We start from the raw sequence: 20,475 nt of genomic DNA, 5'->3' as shown, positions 1-20,475 counted from the left end.
TATTTCGAAAGCCTTCCAATCAACTTATCATTCGCGTCTACGCACTCTGCCTTCATCGTCATTGGCGAGATGATAAGGCTGAATGAGGACCTCCGCAGGAATATGCCATTGCTGAACAAGTTTATACACCATGTCCATCGTGAGCGCCCGTTTTCGAGAGATTACTTCAGATGCCCTCGGCGCAGAGCCAAACACTTCGGCCAAGGCTTTCTGTGTTAGGCCACTCATTTCCATGTGGGCAACGATAGTGGCAACGGGATCGGGTGCAACTATAGGATAATGTTCATCCTCGTAGGCCTCGATCAGCGTCGCAAGTACATCAAAACGATCTCCATCGGGAGTTCCAGGTTCGGGCTGATTGTCAAAATAGTGGGTGATCTCAGCAATCGCCCAGTTGTAATCGTCTTGGGTCTTAATGGGTCGAATGTTCTTCATCACACAGTCTCCGGGTTAATCTTGTCGTACTCTTTATGGGTTCCGACAAATTTAATGAGCACACGTTTGAACGGGTATGCGACATGGACGATAAGGCGATACTTGTTCCCCGCGATGTCAAAGATGACTCTGTTGTCACCAACAAAATCGACAGAAGCTCCAAACATCGCTTTCACGTCAGCTGGCGTCTTCCATTCAGCTTTGCTCACCGCAAAATACCAAGCAGTTAGCGGAGCCTCGGCCTGATTATGAGTGATCCAGAATTCCCGCAATGCTTTCTTCGCAATGATTTGCATGAGACATATGTAGCATTTTCCCAAATTGGGAACAAGGGTAAAATTCCCAATTTGGGAAAAGAGTAGATAGATACTTCGAAATTGCTCTACCTTGGCGTGATTGACCTCACCTGTTAAAGAACAATGTCTGGTAGCGTGATAGTGCAAGTACAGTTTGGTCCGATCTGGAACACCGGATGGGTCCAGTCAGTTTTGTAGTTGCCTTATGTACGCGGCCGGTGAGACATTGGGTCGGCCCGATGTCTCATCATGTAGACGAGCCAGCTCATCAAAGAGACGTTGGGGTCACCTGCGATTAGAACATCTGTGTAATCGTAGTACTGGGTAGCCCCGAGTTTTCGCAAGATAGTCGATTTCCGGGAAATCAGCCAAAGGGATAGGCCGTGGCGCTCTTCCAGGCGGTTCAGAACTTCGCCGCATGCGTCTAGGTCGCCCTGAACGTAGGCAGCGTTGAACTCGCGTTCTAGCTTGAGAAACTCGCGGACTTCAGGGGCAAATTTGCTATGACCTCGCCCAGCCAAGAGAGATCCGCAACGACGCCACACGAGACGAGCCTCTTCGTTGCCCACAAACTGGAGAACTTCCGTGTGCGCGGTTAGCCAAGCATTGTGATGTGCATTCGGAATGTTGACGCGCTCGATGTTGGTGTTTGGCCAGCTAACGGCTATCCTCCGATCGGGCCGCAATGCGAGGCATGCCGGCAGCGCCACGCCGCCTGCGGATGAGGCAGGGCAGCGTTTCATTGGCTGTTTCTGGCCTTCAGTCCGTATCAAGCTACTGATCGCCGGCACGGCATGTCTTGCACATGGTTTCGTGGTGCCGATCGAATGATGAGACGTTGACCAAGGTCTTCGTCATCTCGCTTGAACAAGCCCTTTGTCGTTTTGGGTGTCGATCGATTGGGCACTAGGCCCGGCTGTCCAGAATGCAACGGGGCTGACAAATGATTTTCCCCTGGCTTGCCGCCATTCCTCGCGAGGCAAAATCATCCGCTGCGCTTTGTCGGCCCCGTCTTCCGCTTTGCTTCAGCCCTTCGGGTGCATCCCGGCCTTTTGCCGGTCCTTATCCGTGTCCATCGACACCGCAAACAAAGGAGATAAAGCGATGACGAACACCCTGATCAACTACATCCAGTTCGATGAAGCCAACACGACCCTCACCGGCAACATTGCCTCCCTCGCCTTCGACATCGAGATCACCGGCGAGGCCTTCGCCAGTGACAATGACAAGGCACCCGTCTTCCGCATCTACGGCATGACGCCACGCGGCCGCCGCGTCGAAATCGGCGGCATCTGGGAAAAGGAAAGCCAGCTGGGCAAGCCCTACTTGACCATGAGCGTCAACACCGGCCACGCCAAGCTCAACGCTAACCTCGGACGCTACCCCGGACAGGATGACGAAACGCTGATGGCAATCATCCCCTGGAGGGACTGATCAGCCGGACGGGCCCCCGCTACAAGCGGGGGCTTCCCGCGTCAGGGCTTCCTCGGTCCCGTCGATTTCCTGGAGCGGCAACAAACAAGACAGATCCGAATTTCTCCTCACTGCTGCACCTGCCGATGATCAATTGCACGCTCGAGGCATAGACAATGCCGACACTCGATTTGTGTGAGGCAAGAAATCGCGTCATATCTACCGTGTCGTTGATGACGACGGGATCGCCCAGGAACGGATTGTCGCGTGCCAGTTGCAAGGCAAGGGCATATTTGCCGCTCTGATAACGGCCATGGACGATGTTTTTCATCATGACCGCCATGTCAGTGTTCAATCCGTTTCGTGGGTGGTGTTTTAGCAGGCAGAAACAGGAGAGGGCTGGAAGGCCGGTACATCGCCATGCTCGTCCATTACCTCACGCAGGCTCGCCAGATATAAGTCGAGAGGAGTCTGCTCTTTCTCGACCGTCGATCGGCTCGGTGCAAACGACTTTTAGCCGCCTGAAACGTCACGCTTGCTGGCTGAAGATGGCGTCTCGCTGCGGGTTGCGCGCTCCAGCTTTTCGAGGTGCTCCTTGCAGATTGTCTCGACCAGTTCGTGTAGAACTTGTGTGCGTTCTCCGATCCAGGCAAGTGCTTCCTCGCTGATCTCGTAATGTTTTGAGTACCGCGCTTTGACGTAAGCCTCATTGATCCTATTGAACCAGGCGCGATACCTTTGCTGGTCGCGTGGCCAAGCCTCAGCGAGACGTCGATCACGTCCTTCTGCCATCGTTCTCAAAAAATTGAGATTGTGGGATGGAGGACTGTAATTCGTGAGAACAAGAAGGGCACAGCTATACGCCTGTTCAATAGCTTGATGAAGCATGAACGCCGCATGACGCAAAACCCTGTTGTTCATGCTTGTTTTAAAAAGCTCTAAAGCATGAACCGCAAGAGGGAATAAAAGTTGGAAATTCTGCAAGGCGATCTCAAGGGAAGCAGCTGGCGTTAGTGGCTTTGGCTCCGCCAATGGTTCGTCATCAAGTTCGTAAAGGACTATGCCTTCGCGGCGAATATCTGAGAAAAAGTACTGGCCTTCCTTGAGCGCCGTGTTCACTTCACGCCTCGAATGAACGATGAAGCCGATCTGCGTGGTGACGCCGCGATCGTGTAATAGCCGGTCGGCTGCCTTGTACCAATAGCTGGCAAAGTCGGTCAGCTTCCTGTTGTTGACGATGATCAGCAGGTCATAGTCCGAACGATAGCCTTTCATGGTGTGCGGCTCATCCACCCAGTCACCGCGGGCATAGGATCCGAACAGGATGATCTTGAGGATGCGGCCTTTCTTCTTGAATTCGGCTGTCCCGTCCTTCAACGCGTCTTGAAGTTCCTCAAGCAGGATCTCGACAATACGGGCAAGCTCGCGCTGCTTGCGTTCGGGCAGATGATCGAGGCTGGATTTCATCATAGAGCGGAGCGCTTTCGTTATCAGCTTTCAGTCATCCGGAGGTATCGCCTTCCTACTGGGCAAACCGGATACATAGCCAAATCCTCTGTAGCATCCGCTTCCAATATATCGCAAGAAGAGCAGGGTACTGCCATATCGAGCGCGTGTCGGCCAGAGCGAATGCAGTTTAGGCTCGGGGGCGCCGACTTTGGCCGCTGGCAAGGCAATCCCATTGCCCGAACCGCCTGGCAGCCATTTGCAGATCGATGAGCCCAACGGTTCTCGTGGCGGCAATACTGATGGCGATTGAGCAAACAGCAATCGCGCGCATGCATTCCAAGACGCCGAACTCCGGCCACAACATCTTCCGAATGAACATCGGGGAGTGACGAATTTGCCCAGACGATCCTCGCAAGCTCAAACACCTCTCTCCCTCTTCAGGCTCTGCCGAGCGTCCTTTCGGGCCCGCCTTGGGTGGACGCTGCCGCGATTTTCAAACTCAGGACGACGATCAAGCCTGTCATTTCGCCTCGCCCGTCATGCTTCCGGCTCGCTTCATTTGGCTTGATTATCTGTGTTGCGTTTGCCGTTTCATCCCGTCGCACCATGCTTGGGATAGAGTTCGCTGCTATAGGCTTCTAAATGGCAGGATAGGACTTCTGGTGCCAGAAGTGCGTTTCGCCCGCGGGGCGATAAAAGTACTGAGCTCTTTCAGGAGGGATGCGAGGATGGTTTTGCTGCCGTAATTCTCAGATTCTGAAACTATCAGACTCTCAGAATGTCAAACTCCGAGAGTCTGAGGTTCGCACATTCTCAGACTCTGAAAGTCTCAGACTCGCATATCTTCGGAATCTCAACCTCTGACATTCTCAGTTTCGCAGACTTTGAAAGTCTCAGATTCGCAGACTCTCAAACTCTGAACATCGAAATGGGGATAGGGTTGCGTCGTCGAGGAAATGGAATTATCACACTCTCGTGTTAGTATTTGATGACATCAGAAATCTGACGCGCCTGTTCAAATCCATCAATTTGCGATCGCTCGGGAACCGATCATATAAACGCTGGTACGAACACTACGCACGACAACGCAGCCAGCTTGCGCTCGCCATTGCCAATCTGAAGGGTGGTGTCGGCAAGTCGGTTTTGACCAGCCTGATCGCGGCTGAATTTGCGCAGTAGGGCCCGCGGCTCGCTCATTTTGACGCTATCGAAAGAGCGCGTTTCGTGAGCGGCCTGTCTCCGCCGATGACAATAATCTTGTGAAAAATCCGATACTAGGGCACAATTTGTGAACGCATCTGAAGTGCGGCGCTGTTTCAAATACGCCCGTCTCGCGCCGAGTGACAGTTCGCGTTGGAGGCTCGGCGTCGATGGATCAGGGGTTCTTTCTTCTGTTCGCTACGGTGTCCGTGATTACGGCCCTGACGGTGGTCCTGGCGCGGAATCCGGTTCACAGCGCATTGGCGCTGATGGCGTGTTTCCTGCAGATCTCGGCAATCTTCGTCTTGCTCGGGGCGCCGTTGCTCGCGGTCATCCAGATCTTCGTCTATGTCGGCGCGATCATGGTCCTATTCCTGTTCGTGATCATGATGATCGATGTGCGCGAAGCGGTGTTGGAGCGGTTCTTGCCCGGCGGCAACCTGCCGGCCCTGGTGCTGGTCGTCCTGCTTGGGGTTGAGATGATCGTGCTGGTGCTCACGAGCGCCCGCTTTTCGGTCACGGAGCCCGTCGCTAGGCGCGGCGGCGATGAGATCAAGCAGCTTAGCACGACACTTTTCGCCGACTACCTCCTGCCGTTTGAAACCGCCTCGGTAATCCTGCTAGCGGCCCTGGTAGGCGCCATCGTGCTGGCGCGGAAGGAGTCGGGGTGATGGTTCCGCTCTGGTGGTATATTTTGCTCGCAGTGGTCCTGTTCGTGATCGGAGCGGCTGGGGTGTTGCTCAGGCGCAATATTCTGGTCGTGCTGATGTCGCTGGAGCTGCTGCTCAACTCGGTCAATATCAATTTCATCGCTTTTGGGCGCACCTACGACGACTTCCGCGGGCAGATTTTCGCGATCTTCGTCATAGCAATCACAGCGGCAGAGGTTGCCGTCGCCCTTGGCATCCTGGTCGCCCTTGTGAGGAACAAATCCACGCTCAAGGTCGACGACGTGACCATGATGAAAGGATAGCGGCTTGGACCCGGTGATATCGATCCGGCCGCTGCTTGCTGTCGCCGTCGCAGGTCTGGCGGCCCTGACAGTTCTCCTTCTGAACAACCACGAGAAACTCCGCGATGTCGTCTCGCCGCTGGCCGCGACCACCATGTTTGCAATTGTCGCCTCTATGGCGCCCACGGTTCTGGCAGGCGGGACGGTCGATTTGCGCCTGTTTGAGATTCTGCCAGGTATCGATTTCGCTTTCCGGGTCGATGCGCTCGGCATGGTGTTTGCCACCGTCTCGTCGCTGCTGTGGATCGTGGCGGCGATCTATTCCATCGGCTACATGCGGCACTTGAAAGAGCATGCACAGACGCGGTTCTTCGCCTGTTTTGCTACCAGCCTCGCCGCGGCCGTCGGGGGCGCCTTCGCCGCCAATTTGTTCACGCTGGTAATCTTCTACGAGGTGCTCAGCCTCGTAACCTATCCGCTCGTCTACCACCACGAGGATCAAGAGGGATGGGCGGGCAGCCGCAAATACCTCGTCTATTTGATGGGCGCGTCGAAAAGCGTGCTTCTCGCCGCGCTGGCGCTGACCTACCACATTGCAGGGTCGCTCGACTTTGTAGCGGGGGGGCTGCTGGCTGGGGTCGATGCCTCGGCGCCACTGCTGACGGTCGTCTATTTCTGCTATCTCTTCGGGTTCGCCAAGGCCGCGGTGATGCCGATGCACGCTTGGCTGCCTGCCGCGATGGTGGCGCCGACGCCGGTCAGCGCACTTTTGCATGCAGTTGCGGTCGTCAAGATGGGCGTGTTCTGCGTGTTGCGGGTGGTGTTTCACATCTTCGGCGCAGGTCTCGTGGACGGCCTGGGGCTCGGCATCGCCACGGCCTACCTGGTTTCATTCACGATACTGATGGCGTCCGTCTACGCCCTGACGCGGGACGATCTGAAGGCGAGGCTCGCCTATTCGACAGTCAGCCAACTCTCCTACATCGTGCTGGGCGCGGTTCTGCTTTCTCCGGTAGCGATGGTCGGCGGGATCATCCACATCGCAGCGCATGCATTCTCCAAGATCACGCTCTTTTTCTGTGCCGGGTCGATCTATTGCGCGTCCGGCAAGCGCAACATCAGCGACATGGCCGGAATTGGCCGCAGGCTGCCCTGGACGATGGGGGCGTTCTTTGTCGGCTCGCTCAGCATGATCGGGGTGCCGCCGACCGCGGGGTTCGTCAGCAAGTGGTATCTGGCGCTCGGCTCCGTAGAGGCGGGGGAAATTGCGTTCCTGATCGTGCTCTTGGTGAGCTCAGTCCTGAACGCCGCCTATTTCCTGCCAATTAGTTACGTCGCTTTTTTTGGGACGGAGGCGCAGGAAAGCCCAGTGACAGTCCGTGAAATTCCGATGATGACGATCCCGCTGGTCGCAACCGCCATCCTGTCGGTGTTGATGGGCATCTTCCCCGACTATTTCCTCACCCTGGCGGAAGGAGTTGTCAGATGATCAAACGCGTCGTTGATTTCTTTGGTGACGGAAAATACGTGAATCAGCGCCACCGGCTGTTCTATCTGGTGCTCGTTCTGATCCTCGCCGCCGACTTTCTGGTCTCCCGCGAACACGCCGAATACCTGTGGGAGCGCCTGCCTGGCTGGTCCGCCGTCTACGGCTTCAGCTCGTGCGTGCTGCTCATTTTCGTTTCCAAGTTCCTCGGCCATCAGGGTGGGCTCATGCGGCGCGAGGACTATTATGACTGACTTCGTCCATCCCACCCTGCTGTTCATTCTCGGCGCCCTGCCCATCCCCTTCCTGAAAGGTTCAATCCGCAAGGCTTATCTGCTGGTGATCCCGGCATTGGCAATCCTTGCGGTGCTCACGATGCAGCCGGGCAACTACGGCGCAACGCAGATCATCGGGCAGGAAATCCTGATCGCGAAGGTCGACAAGCTGAGTATCATCTTTGCCACCGTATTCACCGTCATGGCGCAGATCGGGATAGTCTACGCGTTGCACCTGACACGCCCCGGCCAGCATGTGGCAGCATTCATCTACGTCGGCAGCGCGCTCGGCGTGGTATTCGCTGGCGACTACCTGACTCTGTTCCTGTTCTGGGAAGGTATGGCTTTTGCCTCTGCCTATCTAGTCTTCGCGCAGCGCGGCGAACAGGCGATCCGTGCTGGATTCCGGTATCTCATGGTCCATATCACCGGCGGCGTCGTTCTGCTCGGTGGCATCATTCTCCATGGGGTCTCCACCGGTTCGCTGCGCTTTGGCCCGATCGAGGGGGAAATGGGCGTGGCTGCCTACCTGATCCTTGCCGGGTTCACGCTCAACGCCGCAGTGCCGCCGCTCAACGCCTGGCTGACAGACGCCTACCCGGAAGCGACCGTCACCGGTGCGGTGTTCATGAGCGCCTTCACCACCAAGACCGCTGTCTATGTACTGGCGCGGGCGTTTCCGGGGACCGAACTTCTGGTCTGGCTTGGCACCGCGATGGCGCTCTACGGCGTCATCTACGCGGTTCTGGAGAACGACTGCCGTCGGCTCCTAGCCTATCACATCGTCAGCCAAGTGGGATACATGGTGGCGGGCATCGGCATCGGGACTGAGATGGCGGTGAACGGCGCAGTCAGCCATGCCTTCGCGCATATCCTTTACAAGGCGCTCCTGTTTATGGGGGCTGGGGCGGTGATCCACGTCACCGGGCGGCGCAAGCTCACCGAGCTCGGCGGGCTATACAGGACAATGCCGCTGACCGTTGCCCTCTATATGGTCGGCGCCTTCGCGATTTCGGCATTTCCATTCTTCTCGGGCTTCGTCACCAAATCAATGGTGGTGGCCGCCGCCGGACAGGACCACCGCGCGCTGGTGGTGCTGGCGCTCACCATGGCATCGTCAGGGACGTTCCTGCACACAGGGCTCAAGCTCCCGTACTACATGTTCTTCGGCACGGACCGAAGGCTGGAGGCGCGGGAGCCGCCCCGCAACATGTTGGTTGCGATGGGCATGGCGGCGGTGCTGTGTATTGCGATCGGGGTGTTCCCCCAGCCGCTTTACGCATTGCTGCCCTATCCGGTCGACTTCGAACCCTACACCGGCGTCCATGTCACCGAGAGCCTCGGTGTACTGATGTTTACCGCCTTGGGGTTCGTACTGTTCCTCAAGGCGCTCGACCCCGAGAACACGATCAGCATCGACACTGACTGGTTCTATCGCAAGGGCGCGCGACACTTCATGTGGCTCGCCGAAAACCCGCTGGTGCGCTGCGAGAAGGCGGTGAGCGACGTGTCCGAGACCGTGGCACTGCCCTTCCTGCATGGGGCGGCACGTGTGGGATTGTGGATCGATCTCACCGGCGTGGACGCCGTCGTGAACGGCGTCGCCCGCTCGGTCCTGCAAGGCGGCGGGGTGCTGCGGCGGCTCCAGACCGGCGTCGTGACCCATTACGCGCTGGCGATGATCGTCGGTGTGATCGCAGCCATCGTCGTCTTCGCCGTGGCGTGGCGGTAGGGGGTGCGATGGGGTTCCCGCTACTTAGCCTCATCGTATTCACGCCCGCCGCCGGGGCGGTTATTCTGATGTTTCTGCGCGGCGACGATGCGGTGCGGTGGACAGCGCTGGGGGTCACCGTCATCGACCTCGCTCTCTGCATCGCTATGCTGGCCAGCTTTGACACCACGACCCACGCGATGCAGTTCACCGAGACGCACCCGTGGGTGCCAGCGCTCAGGATCACTTACGCGCTTGGCATCGACGGAATCAGCGCGCTCTTCGTGTTTCTGACCGCCCTCCTGGGCTGGATCTGCGTGCTCGCCTCGTGGGTCGCCATCGACCGCATGCTGAAGGAGTTCATGGTCAGTCTGCTGGTCATGCAGGCACTGATGCTGGGAGTGTTCTGCGCGCTCGACCTGTTCCTATTCTATGTCTTCTGGGAGGCGATGCTGATTCCCATGTACCTGATCATCGGCGTGTGGGGCGGCGACGGCCGGGTCTATGCGGCGATCAAGTTCTTCCTCTACACGCTGGCGGGCAGTCTCCTGTTCCTGATCGGTGTCATCGTGCTCTATTTCCACGGCGGCAAGACCTTCGACATCCTCGCCCTGACAGCGCAGGATTTGCCGTTCCCCGTCCAGTCCTTTCTGTTTTTCGCATTCCTGGTTGCCTTTGCGGTCAAGGTGCCAATGGTCCCCGTCCATACCTGGTTGCCGGACGCACATGTGCAGGCGCCGACGGCGGGCAGCATAATCCTTGCCGGAGTGCTCCTGAAGATGGGTGCTTACGGATTCCTGCGGTTCTCGCTGCCGATGCTGCCGGAGGCGTCGGTGCATTATTCGACGCTGATGCTGGCGCTTTCGGCGCTTGCGATTATCTATGGCGGGTTGCTTGCGCTGGCGCAGGACGACCTGAAGAAGCTGGTTGCCTATTCAAGCATCAGCCACATGGGCTTCGTGACGCTAGGGATTTTTGCGCTGAACTTCCGCGGGCTCGAGGGCGGCATCCTGCAAATGTTCAATCATGGCGTAACGACGGGCGCGTTGTTCCTATTCGTCGGTCTGATCTACGAGCGAACACACACTCGCAGCATAGCGGATTATGGCGGGTTGATGAAGGTGGCGCCGGTCTATACCGTGTTTCTTGCGCTGTTCATCCTGTCGTCAATGGCGCTGCCGGGAACGAATTCATTCGTGGGCGAGTTGCTGGTGCTGTCGGGAGGGTTTGCGGCCAACCTGGCCATCGGCGCGGCCGCCGTTTTAGGGGCATTGCTGGGCGCGGCCTATCTGCTTGGCATGTACAGGAAAGTCGCGCTTGGTCCAGCCAGCGCCCGCGCCCGGTTCAAGATGCGCGACGTGAATGCCCGCGAGTTGGCTGCGATCCTGCCTCTGGCCGTCTTCGTGCTCTGGGTCGGGCTCTATCCGAAACCCTTTCTCAACATCATCGACGCCTCTGTGAAGCATTTACTGGCCCAAGTGCACGGTAAGGGGAGCGGCCAATGACCGACGCCGCGCTTTTCGAGTCGATCCTAGCGAGCCTGCCGGAGATCGTCGTGGTCACCGGGGCCTGCATCCTGCTGATCCTGGGACAATTTGTGCGAAAGGGGCAGGAACATTTCTTGGTCTATGCTTCTGTCGCGATCGTGCTGATTGCCGCCTTGGGAACACTCATGCTGGCGAGCGAGGTGCGGCCGGCCTACTCGGGCATGTTCATAGCCGACCGCTTCGCGGCCTTCTTCAAGTTCGTGTTCTACTTAGCCACCGTTCTTACGTTTCTCCTTTCGCGAAAATATGCCGATATCGAAGGGATCGAGAGCAGCGAATACTACGTCCTTCTGCTCTTGGCGCTGTCGGGAATGATGATTATGGCCTCGGCGACTGATCTCCTTTCGATTTATGTGGGCCTCGAATTGATGGTGCTTTGCACCTATGTGCTGACCGGCTTCCTGCGCCAGCAGCGGCGGTCGAACGAAGCGGCGCTGAAATACGTGATCCTTGGCGCGGTCTCGACCGGAATTTTCCTTTACGGCGTTTCGCTGATCTACGGGCTCACCGGCACGACGCAACTGGACGCGATCGCTGCAGCGGTGACCAGCGATCCGCTCGATCCCGGATTGCTGCTGGCGGTGGTCTTCATCGTCGCGGGGCTGGTCTTCAAGGTCGGCGCGGTGCCGTTCCATATGTGGGTGCCGGACGTCTATGAAGGCGCGCCGACGACAATCACCGCCTTCATGTCGGTGGGCCCCAAAGCGGCGGGGTTCGCGGTGATCCTGCGAGTGTTCCTCAACCCGCTGATCGCATCCTCGCACGTTTGGATCATCGTCGCGGTCATCGCGGTGGTGACAATGGCGCTTGGCAGTTTCGTGGCGCTGGTGCAGGACAATTTCAAGCGTCTCTTGGCTTACTCCAGCATCGCCCATGCCGGGTTCGCCTTGTTCGGCGTGGTGGCCGGCGGTGCGAATGGGATCGCCAGTGTGATGCTCTACCTGCTGATCTACTCTTTCATGACCCTCGGCATTTTCGCCACCGTCATCATGATGCGGAACGGCGATTTCTCGGGCGAGGATATCGAAGACTACGCGGGTTTCGCGAAGTTGCATCCCGTCCTAGCGCTTTTGATGTTGCTCTACCTGTTCTCGCTGGCCGGTATTCCTCCGACAGCCGGGTTCTTCGCCAAGTTTTACGTGCTGGTCGCGCTCGTCGAGCGAGGTTTCGTTATGCTGGCGGTGATCGCTGTGCTGCTGAGCGTCGTCGCCGCCTACTTTTACATCCGCATCGTCATGGTGATCTACATGCGCGAGCCGGTGAGGGCGTTCGACCCGGCGCTGACGCCCTTTGTCCGCGCCACGCTCGCCTTCACCGCCGCCGGCACCATCGGCATCGGCCTATTTCCGGCGTGGTTTCTGAGGCTTGCTCAGCATTCGGTGTTTGGCGGCTGATCATTGGATTTGCAATGAACCGCCCGGGGGAATAAACTGGCAGTTCAAGAAAGGTTGCCCAAGTTGCTTCCCGGGCGATCGCATTACCGGTCCAAATTGGGTCGGTTGCGGCCTGAGGAAAGCCTCGGAGTGACCGAGGCCATGTGATATGACTGCAATGGAATTCCTGCCGGTTCTTTTCATGGTCGCTGGAATTGTTCTGGTGGCGGGTGCGACGCTTTTTGTCTCCTCGCTCCTGCGCCCGTCCAATCCATATCCCGAAAAGAACATGCCCTATGAATGCGGCATGGACCCGGCCGGCGAGGCCGCCGGGGGCCGCTTCAGGGTGCAGTTCTTTATACTCGCGATCCTGTTGGTGGTCTTCGAAGTCGAGACGATGTTCCTCTTTCCCTGGGCCGTCGTCCTGAAAGACATCGGGCTGGTCGGTTATGTGGAGATGTTCGTCTTCATGTTGCTGCTTATCGTGGGTTTCGCCTACGCTTGGCTGAAGGGAGCGCTGGAATGGGAGGCGTAAACAATGCGATCCGCGACAGCGTGCTGTTCACCACGGCCGACAGCGTTATCAACTGGAGCCGCAGGTCGGCGCTTTGGCCTGAGACCTTCGGCATTGCCTGCTGCGCCATCGAGATGATCGCGGCGGGTTGTGCACGGTACGATCTCGACCGGTTCGGCGTGGTCTTCCGGCCTTCACCGCGCCAATCCGACGTGATGATTATTGCCGGCACCGTGACGCGGAAATTCGCCCCCGTCGTGCGCCGGCTCTATGATCAGATGCCAGAGCCGCGCTGGGTTATCGCGATGGGCACCTGCGCTATCTCGGGCGGGGTCTACAACACCTACGCTGTAGTGCAGGGGGCGGAGACCTTCGTGCCGGTCGATGTGCATGTCCCCGGCTGCCCGCCACGGCCCGAGGCGCTGATGCATGGCTTCCTTCTGCTTCAGGAGAAGATCAAAAAATCCAGAGCGCTAGCCGGGACTCCTCTGGACCGGATCGCGGTGCCATGAGCTTGCAGACGCTCCTCAACCGCGCCCCGATCACGGAGCGTTTCGGCGAGGCAATCGACGATCTAGGATTCGCGCATGGTGTTCATGCCTTCGCCGCTCCGCCTGAGTTGATCGTCGAGCTTTGCCGATTTCTGAAGGAACACCCGGCGCTCCGGTTCAATTTTCTGTCAGACATCTGCGGGGTGGATCATTACCCTGAAGTGCCGCGCTTCGAGGCAGTATACCACCTCTATTCGCTGCCGAATAAATGGCGCGTTCGCATCAAGTGCCGTCTGGGTGATCCGCCGCGGGTCCCGTCGGTGATTGGGGTGTGGCGGACCGCCAACTGGCATGAGCGCGAAGCCTGGGACATGTACGGGATAAGGTTCGAGGGCCACCCCGACTTGCGCCGGATCTACATGTGGGAAGGGTTCGAGGGCTTCCCGCAGCGTAAGGACTTTCCACTCCGCGGCTACAAGGACAAGCTGAACCCGTTTGGTGTCGAAGGCCCGCCGCCGTCGCAGCCCGACCTCGCCACCAAGAACATTCCATGAAGGAGACCGCTCCACCGGGAACCTATGATGACCGAAGTCACAGAACTGAGCAGGCCGGAAGGCGAAGCGCCCGACACCAAGGAGGTGCTTCTCAATCTAGGCCCGCAGCATCCTAGCACGCATGGAGTACTGCGGCTCGTCCTTGAACTGGAGGGCGAATATGTCGCGCGCGTGGACCCGCACATCGGCTACCTCCACCGCGGTACAGAAAAACTGGCCGAGAGCTTCACCTACACCCAGATTTTTCCACTGACCGATCGACTCGACTACCTCTGCCCGCCGTCAAACAACCTGGCCTTCGCGCTGGCGGTGGAGAAGCTCCTTGGCATCGAAGCGCCGATCCGCGCGCAATATATCCGCGTGCTGATGGCCGAACTGGCGCGGATCTCCGGTCATCTCCTGATCACTGGCGCACTGCCGCTGGACCTAGGCGCAATGACCGCGCTGCTTTATGCCATGCGCGAGCGCGAAATGATCATGGACCTGTTTGAGATGATCAGCGGTGCGCGAATGCACACCTCTTTCTGCCGGGTCGGTGGTGTGCGCGAGGACCTGCCCGACGGGTTTTTCCCAAAGATCAGGGAGTTCTGCGACATCTTCCCGAACCGGATACGCGACTATGAACGGCTGGTTGACAACAACCGAGTGTTTCTGAAGCGCACGCAGGGGATCGGGGTGATCTCCGCCGAGGACGGTATCGATCTCGGCCTGAGCGGCCCGAACCTGCGGGCCTCGGGCGTCGACTGGGACATCCGGCGCGACGAGCCCTATGAGATCTACGACCGGCTCGACTTCAACGTCATCACCCGCGACGACGGCGATTGCTACGCGCGCTGGCGATGCCGGGTTGAGGAGATGCGCGAGAGCGTCCGGATCATCGAACAATGCCTCGACCAGATGCCGGAGGGGCCGTTCCAGATCGACATGCCGACGATCGCTTTCCCCGTGGACAAGGACAAGGTGCATTGCTCGATGGAGGCGCTGATCCAGCACTTCGACCTGTCGGCGTATGGCTTCAAGGTGCCGAAGGGCGAGGTCTATTCGGCGATTGAGGCGCCAAAGGGCGAACTCGGGTTTTACATCATCAGCGACGGGTCGGAAAAACCGTTCCGTATGAAGGTGCGGGCACCGTCGTTCGTCAATCTTCAGGGACTGTTCGGGACAAGCAATGCGCGCTACCTGGCGGACATGATCGCCGTGTTGGGCAGCCTCGACCCGGTGATGGCTGAGGTGGACAAGTAACAGGAGATTTGGACGCGATGAACATGCGCGAAAAGATCGAAGCGGCGGCGGCGCGGTATCCGGACCAACGCTCGGCGATCATGCCCGCGCTTCTGATCGCGCAGAAGGAACATGGCCATCTGCCCGGCCCGGTGTTGGAAGAGGTCGCTGACATCCTCAATGTCGAGCGGATCTGGGTTTACGAGCTGGCGACTTTCTACACCCTCTTCCATACTGAGCCGGTGGGGATGTTCCACCTGCAACTCTGCGACAATGTATCTTGCATGCTGCGTGGATCCGAGGACTTGCTGGGGCACCTAGAGACGGTACTGGGGATCAAGAAGGGCGGCACGACCCCGGACGGGCTCTTTACACTCTCGACCGTTGAGTGCCTCGGCGCTTGCGAGATGGCCCCGGTGATGCAGCTTGGCGACGATTATCTCGGTGACCTCGACATCGCACGGATCGACGCGCTGTTGGACAGGCTGCGCGCGGTGGCGGGGCAAACGACTGGCGCCGATCTCGCCGCCGCAGCACTGCCGGGAGCCTAGCCCCATGTTCGAACCGGTCCTTCTCAGGAACGTGGACGTGCCGGACGGCCATCTGCTCGCGACCTACGTGGCCGGCGGAGGCTACCAGGCACTGGCGAAGGCGCTTCACGAGCACACGCCCGACGAGATCATCGACCTTGTCAAGAAATCCAACCTTCGCGGTCGCGGCGGGGCCGGATTCCCGACCGGGATGAAATGGAGCTTCGTGCCAAAGCGCGCCGACAAGCCGAAATACTTGTGCTGCAACGCCGATGAGGGCGAGCCGGGCACTTTTAAGGACCGGATCATCATGGAACGTGACCCGCACCAGCTAATCGAGGGTCTGGCGATCAGCGGCTACGCGATCGGGGCTGAAACCGCCTATGTCTACATCCGCGGGGAATACGCGTTGGCGATCCGGCGGCTGGAGCAGGCGATCGCTGAGGCCCATGCGAAAAGTTACCTGGGAACACGGATTCTGGGCTCGGATTTCAATTTCGTCGTTCACATCCATTGCGGCGCCGGCGCCTATATCTGCGGCGAGGAGACCGCAATGCTCGACTCGCTCGAAGGCAAGCGAGCGCAGCCGCGCCTGAAACCACCGTTTCCGGCGGTCGAAGGGCTCTACGCAAGCCCGACCGTGATCAACAACGTCGAGACGTTGGCCTGCGTTCCGCATATCATAGCGCGGGGGCCAGACTGGTTCCGTGGCATCGGCCCGGACAAAAGCCCTGGCCCCAAGCTCTATTGCCTTAGCGGGCAGGTGCGGAAACCGGGCCTTTACGAGCTGCCGATGGGGATTCCGCTGCGCGAACTGGTCGAAGACCGTGCCGGCGGGCCGCTGCGGGGACGCAAGATCAAGGCAGTGATCCCCGGCGGGGTCTCGGCGCCGCTCCTCCCGGCGTGCGAGCTGGACGTTGGGATGGATTTCGACTCGCTGGCCGCTGCTGGTTCGATGCTCGGTTCGGCCGGGGTAATCGTGATCGACGACTCGACCTGCATGGTCAAGGTTGCCACCCGGATCATCGAGTTCTTTCACCATGAGTCCTGTGGCAAGTGCACCCCGTGCCGCGAAGGACTAAATTGGGTTGTAAAAGTGCTGCGCCGGGTCGAGGCGGGGCAGGGGGCGCCGGGCGATCTGGAACAGCTGGAAGCACTCTGCAAGGGCATTTTCGGCAACACGTTCTGCGCTTTGGGCGACGGCGCGGCTATGGGGCTGCGGGCGGCACTGACGCATTTCGAACATGAATTCGTCGCCCATATCGAGGAGCGCAGGTGCCCGTTTCACTGAGGAGCATGGAAAGAAGGCCGCAAGAAAGTCATGGTTAGCATCACGATAAATGAACAAACGCTGGAAGTGGAGGCCGGCTCTACGGTGCTGCAGGCTGCCGAGCGCTTGGGCATCGACATCCCGACCTTCTGCTATCTGAAGCGGCTGCCGGCGTTGGCCTCATGCCGCATGTGCCTGGTGGAGGTCGAGGGGCAGCGGCGGCTGCAGCCTTCCTGCGCCACCGCGGTCACCGACGGCATGGTCGTGCGGACGAATACGCCGCTGATCGACGAAACACGCTCTTCCATGCTTGACATGCTTCTCGCCAACCATCCCCTCGACTGCCCCATCTGCGACAAGGGCGGCGAATGCGAGCTTCAGGACCTGGTAATGGCATACGGGCCCCGGGAAAGCCGGTTCCGCGATGCCAAACGTGTGTTCCACTCTGAGGACATTCGCCTCAGCCCGGTCATCATCATGAATGTTAACCGCTGCATCCAGTGCCAGCGCTGCGTCCGGATGTGCGAGGAGGTGGTCGGCGCGGTCGCCTTGGGTACGGTTGAAAAAGGCATGGATACCGCCGTGACCGGCTTCGAGGGCAGTCTCGCGAGTTGCGACCAATGCGGCAATTGCGTCGAGGTCTGTCCGGTTGGCGCGCTGATGAGCTTTCCTTACCGCTACAAAGCGCGGCCCTGGGATCTGGCCGAGACCGACACGGTCTGCCCGCATTGCGGCACCGGCTGCCAGTTGACAGTCGGCACGCGCAAGGGCGAGTTCATGCGGGTCCGCTCGAAAGCGGAGCACGGGGTTAATCGCGAAACGCTCTGCGTGCGGGGGCGCTTCGGCCTCGATTTCGTCATGAGCCAGGACCGGATCAAGAGGCCGATGGTCCGTCGTGATGGCGCCCTCGTTTCGGTTTCCTGGGAAGAGGCGGGGGACTACCTGCGACAGCGCCTGTCGGCCGCCGAGGGAAAAGCTGCGGGCGGGCTGGCATCGCCGCGCCTTCCCAACGAGATGCTTTATCAATTCCAGAAAGTGATGCGGACGGTATTCCGGACCAACAACATAGACTGCGCGTCGCGCTGGTCAACGCCTTTCGATACGCTCGGCCCGTTGGTGGCGGCCTTCTACACCCGCGCACCGCTGGAGGAAGTGATCGGAAACGACTGCGTGCTTGTCGTTGGTGGCAACGTGACCGACGAAAACCCGGTCACCGAATACCTGCTTCGGGACGGCGCGCGGCGGCGGCAGACCGTGTTGCTCATGCTCTCGGCGCAGCCATCGCGTCTGGACGCCGATGCGCACGTGGTCGTTCGCGTTCCGCCAGGCGGTGAGGCTGCGAGCATTGCTGCGGTGGTGGCCGGTCTTGTGGCCGCGGCTGCTCAGGCCCTACCGGGGGACGTGCTTGCGGACATCGGCGGGCCAGCGGCGGTCACCGATAGTGACGAACCGGACCGTCTGGCCACAGCGCTGCTGGAAGGCCGAAGCGTCACCGTGCTTGTCAGCGCCGATCTCCTGAGGTCGCCACGCGCGCGCGCGACGTTGCAACAGCTCAACAACCTTTTGCAGGTTCTGCGCGTACTCGGCAAGGTACTTGCGATGCAGTTCCTCTTCGACCGTGCCAACCAGCTGGGCGCCTGGGATATGGGGGTCCTGCCGACGGCGCTGCCGGGGCTACGCGCGGTCGCCGATGATACGGCGCGCGCAACTCTCGAACGGGCCTGGGGCGCCGAGATCCCGTCTGAACCGGGCGCGGATTTCGACGCCATGCTGGACCTTTGTGACACGGGGCGAATGGGCGCGCTCTATATCGCCGGAAGTGACCCCCTGATGTCCTATCCCGACCGAGGATTCGTGCAGCAGGCGCTTCGTGCCGCCGATCTCCTGATCGTGCAGGACGCCTTCCTCACCGATACTGCGGGCCTGGCCGATGTGGTGCTACCCGCTGCGAGTTATGGCGAGGAATCCGGCACTTTCACCAACAACGAAGGCCGGATCCAGAAGGTCTGCAAGTTCCGCGAACCCGCCCTCGATGTGCGGAGCAATCTGGCAGTCTTCGACTTCGTCGCGTCGCGTCGCAATCCAGCATTGCGCACATCGGTTCAACGCGAGATTTTCGACGAGATTGCCCGGCTGGTTCCGGCCTACGAGGGGCTAACGCAGGACGGGCTTGGCGCCGATGGAGCATTCACCAAGGCGGCCCTTGTGCCGCCAGTTCGCGAGTTCTTCGCCCCCCCGCCTGCCCCCATCGCAACCGACCGGCTCATGCTGATCACCGGCAACTGCCTGTTCCACAACGGATATCTTTCCGAGCACTCGGAAATCCTGAATACGGTCGCCGATGACCCCTATGTCGAGATGGGCGCGCGGGATGCCGTGCAGCTAGGGCTTTCGGATGGCGATCAGGTGGTCGTGCGGTCGGCCCAAAGCGAACTCACAGCACAGCTCAAGGTCAACAAGCGGTTTCCCAGGGGCCTCGTGTTCGTTCCCGAAAACTACAGAGCCCTGCGTCTCAACGGACTGATGCGGCGGGGCCAATACCCATGTCCGGTGGACGTTCAAAAGGCGCACGCGGCCTTCGAGATCGCCACTGTCGCCGCAGTAGGGGCGGGGCCTGAGAATCTGAGCTGAGGTATTTGCGAGGCCCCACTGTAGCCTGCTCTGACCCCGCGCCTGCACCTCAAGCTGGCCACGTCAGTGATGAGCGGTCCCGGCAATGTATTCATGTAGCGCCTGCTCGTTGCGGAGCGCTTCGTCGAGCCGGTGCTTGACCACATCGCCAATGCTCACCACGCCTACAGGCGCGCCGCCATCCATGACCAACACATGGCGCGTGCGCCGCTCGGTCATGATCGCCATCACAAAGGGCAGAAAATCCTGTGTCGAACAGGTCGCCACACTGCGGTTCATGATGTCGGCGACCCGCATTTTGGGCGCCTCGGTTCCGTATTCAGCCACCGCATAGCAGCAGTCGCGCTCCGACAGCGTGCCCAGGCACTCCCCGGGCGAACGGCTGACGACCACGAAGCCGATGTTGTTGTCCCGAAACAGCCGCAGGGCTTCTACCATCGGCTGATCCGGTGTGACCGAGATGAGCTCGGGAGACTTGGCCTTCAAGATTTGGCAGACATGCATCTGAGCCTCCTGTCTGCGCGCTCCGGCTTGACGGCAGGCGCGCGTTCACATTTGCCGGATATTCCGCCACCAGTTGTACCCCTGCGGCTCGCTCGTCTCGACTAAAACGTCCTGTTCGGTGTTCAGTCGCGCAGCGACTACGCCGCCGCCGGTCGTCGCCTTGCCCGGCTTGCCGAGCAGATTGTCACGCCCGATCACCAGGTCACGCGAGGAAAAACTAGAGAATTCGTACTGTTGGCCAAGCGCGATCGCGTCCGCCGGGCAGGCGTCCTCGCACAGCCCGCAGAATAGGCACCGGGCCATGTCGATTTCGAATTTTGCCGGGCGACGGTTGCCCTTCTCGTCCTCGTAGGGGATGACTTCGATACAGTCGCAGGGACAAATCCGCGCGCAAAGTTCGCAGGCCACGCATTTGATCTCGCCCTCTTGGTCGCGTTTCAGGAAGTGATGCCCGCGGTAACGCGAGTAGGGCAACCATTTTTCCTTGTCCGGATACTGCATGGTCACGGATCTGGAGAACATGTAGCCGAAAGTCAGACCCAAGGCGCTCGCCAGATCGGCAAAGAACGCCCATCCGATCCATGTTCCGACTCTTTCCCGTACGCGCGACATCGCCGCCCCGC

At 59.5% G+C, this 20,475-nt stretch carries 23 protein-coding genes; 17 read left to right on the top strand and 6 right to left on the bottom strand.

What is annotated here, in order from left to right:
- Window positions 1–27: 27 nt before the first annotated feature.
- Window positions 28–435 (bottom strand): helix-turn-helix domain-containing protein, encoded by a 408-nt coding sequence (locus tag BLM14_RS25090; RefSeq protein ID WP_100002744.1) that lies wholly within the window; start codon window positions 433–435, stop codon window positions 28–30.
- Complete coding sequence (locus BLM14_RS25085) at window positions 435–731, bottom strand: type II toxin-antitoxin system HigB family toxin (RefSeq protein WP_100002742.1); 297 nt, start codon at window positions 729–731, stop codon at window positions 435–437. Before BLM14_RS25085 ends, BLM14_RS25090 begins: the two co-directional genes overlap by 1 nt.
- A 624-nt stretch (window positions 732–1,355) precedes the next feature.
- Between BLM14_RS25085 and BLM14_RS31455 the strand changes: the two genes are divergently transcribed.
- Window positions 1,356–1,562 carry a hypothetical protein gene (locus tag BLM14_RS31455; protein ID WP_100002738.1) on the top strand — a complete coding sequence of 69 codons (207 nt, stop codon included), beginning with the start codon at window positions 1,356–1,358 and terminating at the stop codon, window positions 1,560–1,562.
- Window positions 1,563–1,835: 273 nt separating this feature from the next.
- Window positions 1,836–2,165, top strand: a complete 330-nt coding sequence (locus BLM14_RS25070) for a DUF736 domain-containing protein (RefSeq protein WP_100002736.1) — start codon at window positions 1,836–1,838, stop codon at window positions 2,163–2,165.
- Between the two features lie 19 nt (window positions 2,166–2,184).
- Here BLM14_RS25070 and BLM14_RS25065 read toward each other — a convergent pair whose 3' ends face one another.
- Both BLM14_RS25065 and BLM14_RS25060 read right to left on the bottom strand, forming a co-directional pair.
- Window positions 2,185–2,499: a hypothetical protein gene (locus BLM14_RS25065; protein ID WP_133123985.1), complete on the bottom strand. Its 315-nt coding sequence runs from the start codon at window positions 2,497–2,499 to the stop codon at window positions 2,185–2,187.
- Between the two features lie 158 nt (window positions 2,500–2,657).
- Complete coding sequence (locus tag BLM14_RS25060; protein ID WP_100002924.1) at window positions 2,658–3,611, bottom strand: nucleotidyltransferase and HEPN domain-containing protein; 954 nt, start codon at window positions 3,609–3,611, stop codon at window positions 2,658–2,660.
- Window positions 3,612–4,568: 957 nt separating this feature from the next.
- On the opposite strand from BLM14_RS25060, the gene BLM14_RS25050 reads away from it, so the two are divergent.
- The 15 genes from BLM14_RS25050 (at window position 4,569) to nuoG (ending at window position 19,348) form a co-directional block, all read left to right on the top strand.
- Window positions 4,569–4,772 carry a hypothetical protein gene (locus BLM14_RS25050; RefSeq protein ID WP_100002730.1) on the top strand — a complete coding sequence of 68 codons (204 nt, stop codon included), beginning with the start codon at window positions 4,569–4,571 and terminating at the stop codon, window positions 4,770–4,772.
- 191 nt (window positions 4,773–4,963) lie between these two features.
- Entirely contained in the window at window positions 4,964–5,464 is a 501-nt protein-coding gene (locus tag BLM14_RS25045) for an NADH-quinone oxidoreductase subunit J family protein (RefSeq protein ID WP_100002728.1), read from the top strand.
- The gene (nuoK, locus tag BLM14_RS25040; RefSeq protein WP_100002726.1) at window positions 5,464–5,766 is read left to right on the top strand and encodes an NADH-quinone oxidoreductase subunit NuoK; all 303 of its coding nucleotides are present in this window, start codon (window positions 5,464–5,466) and stop codon (window positions 5,764–5,766) included. The genes BLM14_RS25045 and nuoK overlap by 1 nt, the downstream gene beginning before the upstream one ends.
- A 4-nt stretch (window positions 5,767–5,770) precedes the next feature.
- Window positions 5,771–7,234 (top strand): monovalent cation/H+ antiporter subunit D family protein, encoded by a 1,464-nt coding sequence (locus tag BLM14_RS25035; RefSeq protein WP_100002724.1) that lies wholly within the window; start codon window positions 5,771–5,773, stop codon window positions 7,232–7,234.
- The gene (locus tag BLM14_RS25030) at window positions 7,231–7,485 is read left to right on the top strand and encodes a hypothetical protein (RefSeq protein WP_100002722.1); all 255 of its coding nucleotides are present in this window, start codon (window positions 7,231–7,233) and stop codon (window positions 7,483–7,485) included. Before BLM14_RS25035 ends, BLM14_RS25030 begins: the two co-directional genes overlap by 4 nt.
- A complete protein-coding gene (locus BLM14_RS25025) occupies window positions 7,478–9,238 on the top strand; it encodes a Na(+)/H(+) antiporter subunit D (RefSeq protein ID WP_100002720.1) in 1,761 nt (586 codons plus the stop codon). Before BLM14_RS25030 ends, BLM14_RS25025 begins: the two co-directional genes overlap by 8 nt.
- Before the next feature lie 8 nt (window positions 9,239–9,246).
- On the top strand, window positions 9,247–10,722 hold the full coding sequence (locus BLM14_RS25020) for an NADH-quinone oxidoreductase subunit M (protein ID WP_100002718.1): 1,476 nt from the start codon (window positions 9,247–9,249) through the stop codon (window positions 10,720–10,722).
- Window positions 10,719–12,158, top strand: a complete 1,440-nt coding sequence (locus tag BLM14_RS25015) for an NADH-quinone oxidoreductase subunit N (protein ID WP_100002716.1) — start codon at window positions 10,719–10,721, stop codon at window positions 12,156–12,158. Before BLM14_RS25020 ends, BLM14_RS25015 begins: the two co-directional genes overlap by 4 nt.
- A gap of 148 nt (window positions 12,159–12,306) precedes the next feature.
- Window positions 12,307–12,672 (top strand): NADH-quinone oxidoreductase subunit A, encoded by a 366-nt coding sequence (locus tag BLM14_RS25010; protein WP_100002714.1) that lies wholly within the window; start codon window positions 12,307–12,309, stop codon window positions 12,670–12,672.
- Window positions 12,660–13,163, top strand: coding sequence for a NuoB/complex I 20 kDa subunit family protein (locus tag BLM14_RS25005; RefSeq protein WP_100002712.1), 504 nt, complete (start codon window positions 12,660–12,662; stop codon window positions 13,161–13,163). Before BLM14_RS25010 ends, BLM14_RS25005 begins: the two co-directional genes overlap by 13 nt.
- The gene (locus BLM14_RS25000) at window positions 13,160–13,696 is read left to right on the top strand and encodes an NADH-quinone oxidoreductase subunit C (protein WP_100002710.1); all 537 of its coding nucleotides are present in this window, start codon (window positions 13,160–13,162) and stop codon (window positions 13,694–13,696) included. The genes BLM14_RS25005 and BLM14_RS25000 overlap by 4 nt, the downstream gene beginning before the upstream one ends.
- A 27-nt stretch (window positions 13,697–13,723) precedes the next feature.
- Window positions 13,724–14,938 (top strand): NADH dehydrogenase (quinone) subunit D, encoded by a 1,215-nt coding sequence (gene nuoD, locus BLM14_RS24995; RefSeq protein ID WP_100002923.1) that lies wholly within the window; start codon window positions 13,724–13,726, stop codon window positions 14,936–14,938.
- Window positions 14,939–14,955: 17 nt separating this feature from the next.
- Complete coding sequence (locus tag BLM14_RS24990; protein WP_100002708.1) at window positions 14,956–15,468, top strand: NADH-quinone oxidoreductase subunit NuoE; 513 nt, start codon at window positions 14,956–14,958, stop codon at window positions 15,466–15,468.
- 4 nt (window positions 15,469–15,472) lie between these two features.
- Window positions 15,473–16,738 carry an NADH-quinone oxidoreductase subunit NuoF gene (gene nuoF, locus BLM14_RS24985; protein WP_100002706.1) on the top strand — a complete coding sequence of 422 codons (1,266 nt, stop codon included), beginning with the start codon at window positions 15,473–15,475 and terminating at the stop codon, window positions 16,736–16,738.
- Window positions 16,739–16,768: 30 nt separating this feature from the next.
- On the top strand, window positions 16,769–19,348 hold the full coding sequence (gene nuoG / locus BLM14_RS24980) for an NADH-quinone oxidoreductase subunit NuoG (protein ID WP_100002704.1): 2,580 nt from the start codon (window positions 16,769–16,771) through the stop codon (window positions 19,346–19,348).
- Between the two features lie 63 nt (window positions 19,349–19,411).
- Here the strand turns inward: nuoG and BLM14_RS24975 are convergent, their stop codons facing one another.
- Window positions 19,412–19,852: a CBS domain-containing protein gene (locus BLM14_RS24975; RefSeq protein WP_100002702.1), complete on the bottom strand. Its 441-nt coding sequence runs from the start codon at window positions 19,850–19,852 to the stop codon at window positions 19,412–19,414.
- A gap of 45 nt (window positions 19,853–19,897) precedes the next feature.
- A complete protein-coding gene (locus tag BLM14_RS24970; protein WP_100002700.1) occupies window positions 19,898–20,464 on the bottom strand; it encodes an NADH-quinone oxidoreductase subunit I in 567 nt (188 codons plus the stop codon).
- Between the last annotated feature and the right edge of the window lie 11 nt (window positions 20,465–20,475).

This window comes from Phyllobacterium zundukense, from assembly GCF_002764115.1.
GTDB lineage: Bacteria > Pseudomonadota > Alphaproteobacteria > Rhizobiales > Rhizobiaceae > Phyllobacterium > Phyllobacterium zundukense.
Note: the sequence above shows the minus strand (reverse complement) of the source record. Positions and strands in the feature narration are given on the sequence as shown.

What these genes read in the sequence shown, in the direction of transcription:
- BLM14_RS25005 (WP_100002712.1), top strand. Translation starts at nt 12,660, where the DNA reads ATGGGAGGCGTAAACAATGCGATCCGCGACAGCGTGCTGTTCACCACG.
- BLM14_RS25085 (WP_100002742.1), bottom strand. Translation starts at nt 731, where the DNA reads ATGCAAATCATTGCGAAGAAAGCATTGCGGGAATTCTGGATCACTCAT.
- BLM14_RS24970 (WP_100002700.1), bottom strand. Translation starts at nt 20,464, where the DNA reads ATGTCGCGCGTACGGGAAAGAGTCGGAACATGGATCGGATGGGCGTTC.
- BLM14_RS25015 (WP_100002716.1), top strand. Translation starts at nt 10,719, where the DNA reads ATGACCGACGCCGCGCTTTTCGAGTCGATCCTAGCGAGCCTGCCGGAG.
- BLM14_RS25070 (WP_100002736.1), top strand. Translation starts at nt 1,836, where the DNA reads ATGACGAACACCCTGATCAACTACATCCAGTTCGATGAAGCCAACACG.
- nuoD (WP_100002923.1), top strand. Translation starts at nt 13,724, where the DNA reads ATGACCGAAGTCACAGAACTGAGCAGGCCGGAAGGCGAAGCGCCCGAC.
- nuoK (WP_100002726.1), top strand. Translation starts at nt 5,464, where the DNA reads ATGGTTCCGCTCTGGTGGTATATTTTGCTCGCAGTGGTCCTGTTCGTG.
- BLM14_RS25010 (WP_100002714.1), top strand. Translation starts at nt 12,307, where the DNA reads ATGACTGCAATGGAATTCCTGCCGGTTCTTTTCATGGTCGCTGGAATT.
- BLM14_RS25090 (WP_100002744.1), bottom strand. Translation starts at nt 435, where the DNA reads ATGAAGAACATTCGACCCATTAAGACCCAAGACGATTACAACTGGGCG.
- nuoF (WP_100002706.1), top strand. Translation starts at nt 15,473, where the DNA reads ATGTTCGAACCGGTCCTTCTCAGGAACGTGGACGTGCCGGACGGCCAT.
- BLM14_RS25045 (WP_100002728.1), top strand. Translation starts at nt 4,964, where the DNA reads ATGGATCAGGGGTTCTTTCTTCTGTTCGCTACGGTGTCCGTGATTACG.
- BLM14_RS24990 (WP_100002708.1), top strand. Translation starts at nt 14,956, where the DNA reads ATGAACATGCGCGAAAAGATCGAAGCGGCGGCGGCGCGGTATCCGGAC.
- BLM14_RS25030 (WP_100002722.1), top strand. Translation starts at nt 7,231, where the DNA reads ATGATCAAACGCGTCGTTGATTTCTTTGGTGACGGAAAATACGTGAAT.
- BLM14_RS25020 (WP_100002718.1), top strand. Translation starts at nt 9,247, where the DNA reads ATGGGGTTCCCGCTACTTAGCCTCATCGTATTCACGCCCGCCGCCGGG.
- BLM14_RS31455 (WP_100002738.1), top strand. Translation starts at nt 1,356, where the DNA reads ATGTTGACGCGCTCGATGTTGGTGTTTGGCCAGCTAACGGCTATCCTC.
- BLM14_RS25025 (WP_100002720.1), top strand. Translation starts at nt 7,478, where the DNA reads ATGACTGACTTCGTCCATCCCACCCTGCTGTTCATTCTCGGCGCCCTG.
- BLM14_RS25000 (WP_100002710.1), top strand. Translation starts at nt 13,160, where the DNA reads ATGAGCTTGCAGACGCTCCTCAACCGCGCCCCGATCACGGAGCGTTTC.
- BLM14_RS24975 (WP_100002702.1), bottom strand. Translation starts at nt 19,852, where the DNA reads ATGCATGTCTGCCAAATCTTGAAGGCCAAGTCTCCCGAGCTCATCTCG.
- BLM14_RS25060 (WP_100002924.1), bottom strand. Translation starts at nt 3,611, where the DNA reads ATGAAATCCAGCCTCGATCATCTGCCCGAACGCAAGCAGCGCGAGCTT.
- nuoG (WP_100002704.1), top strand. Translation starts at nt 16,769, where the DNA reads ATGGTTAGCATCACGATAAATGAACAAACGCTGGAAGTGGAGGCCGGC.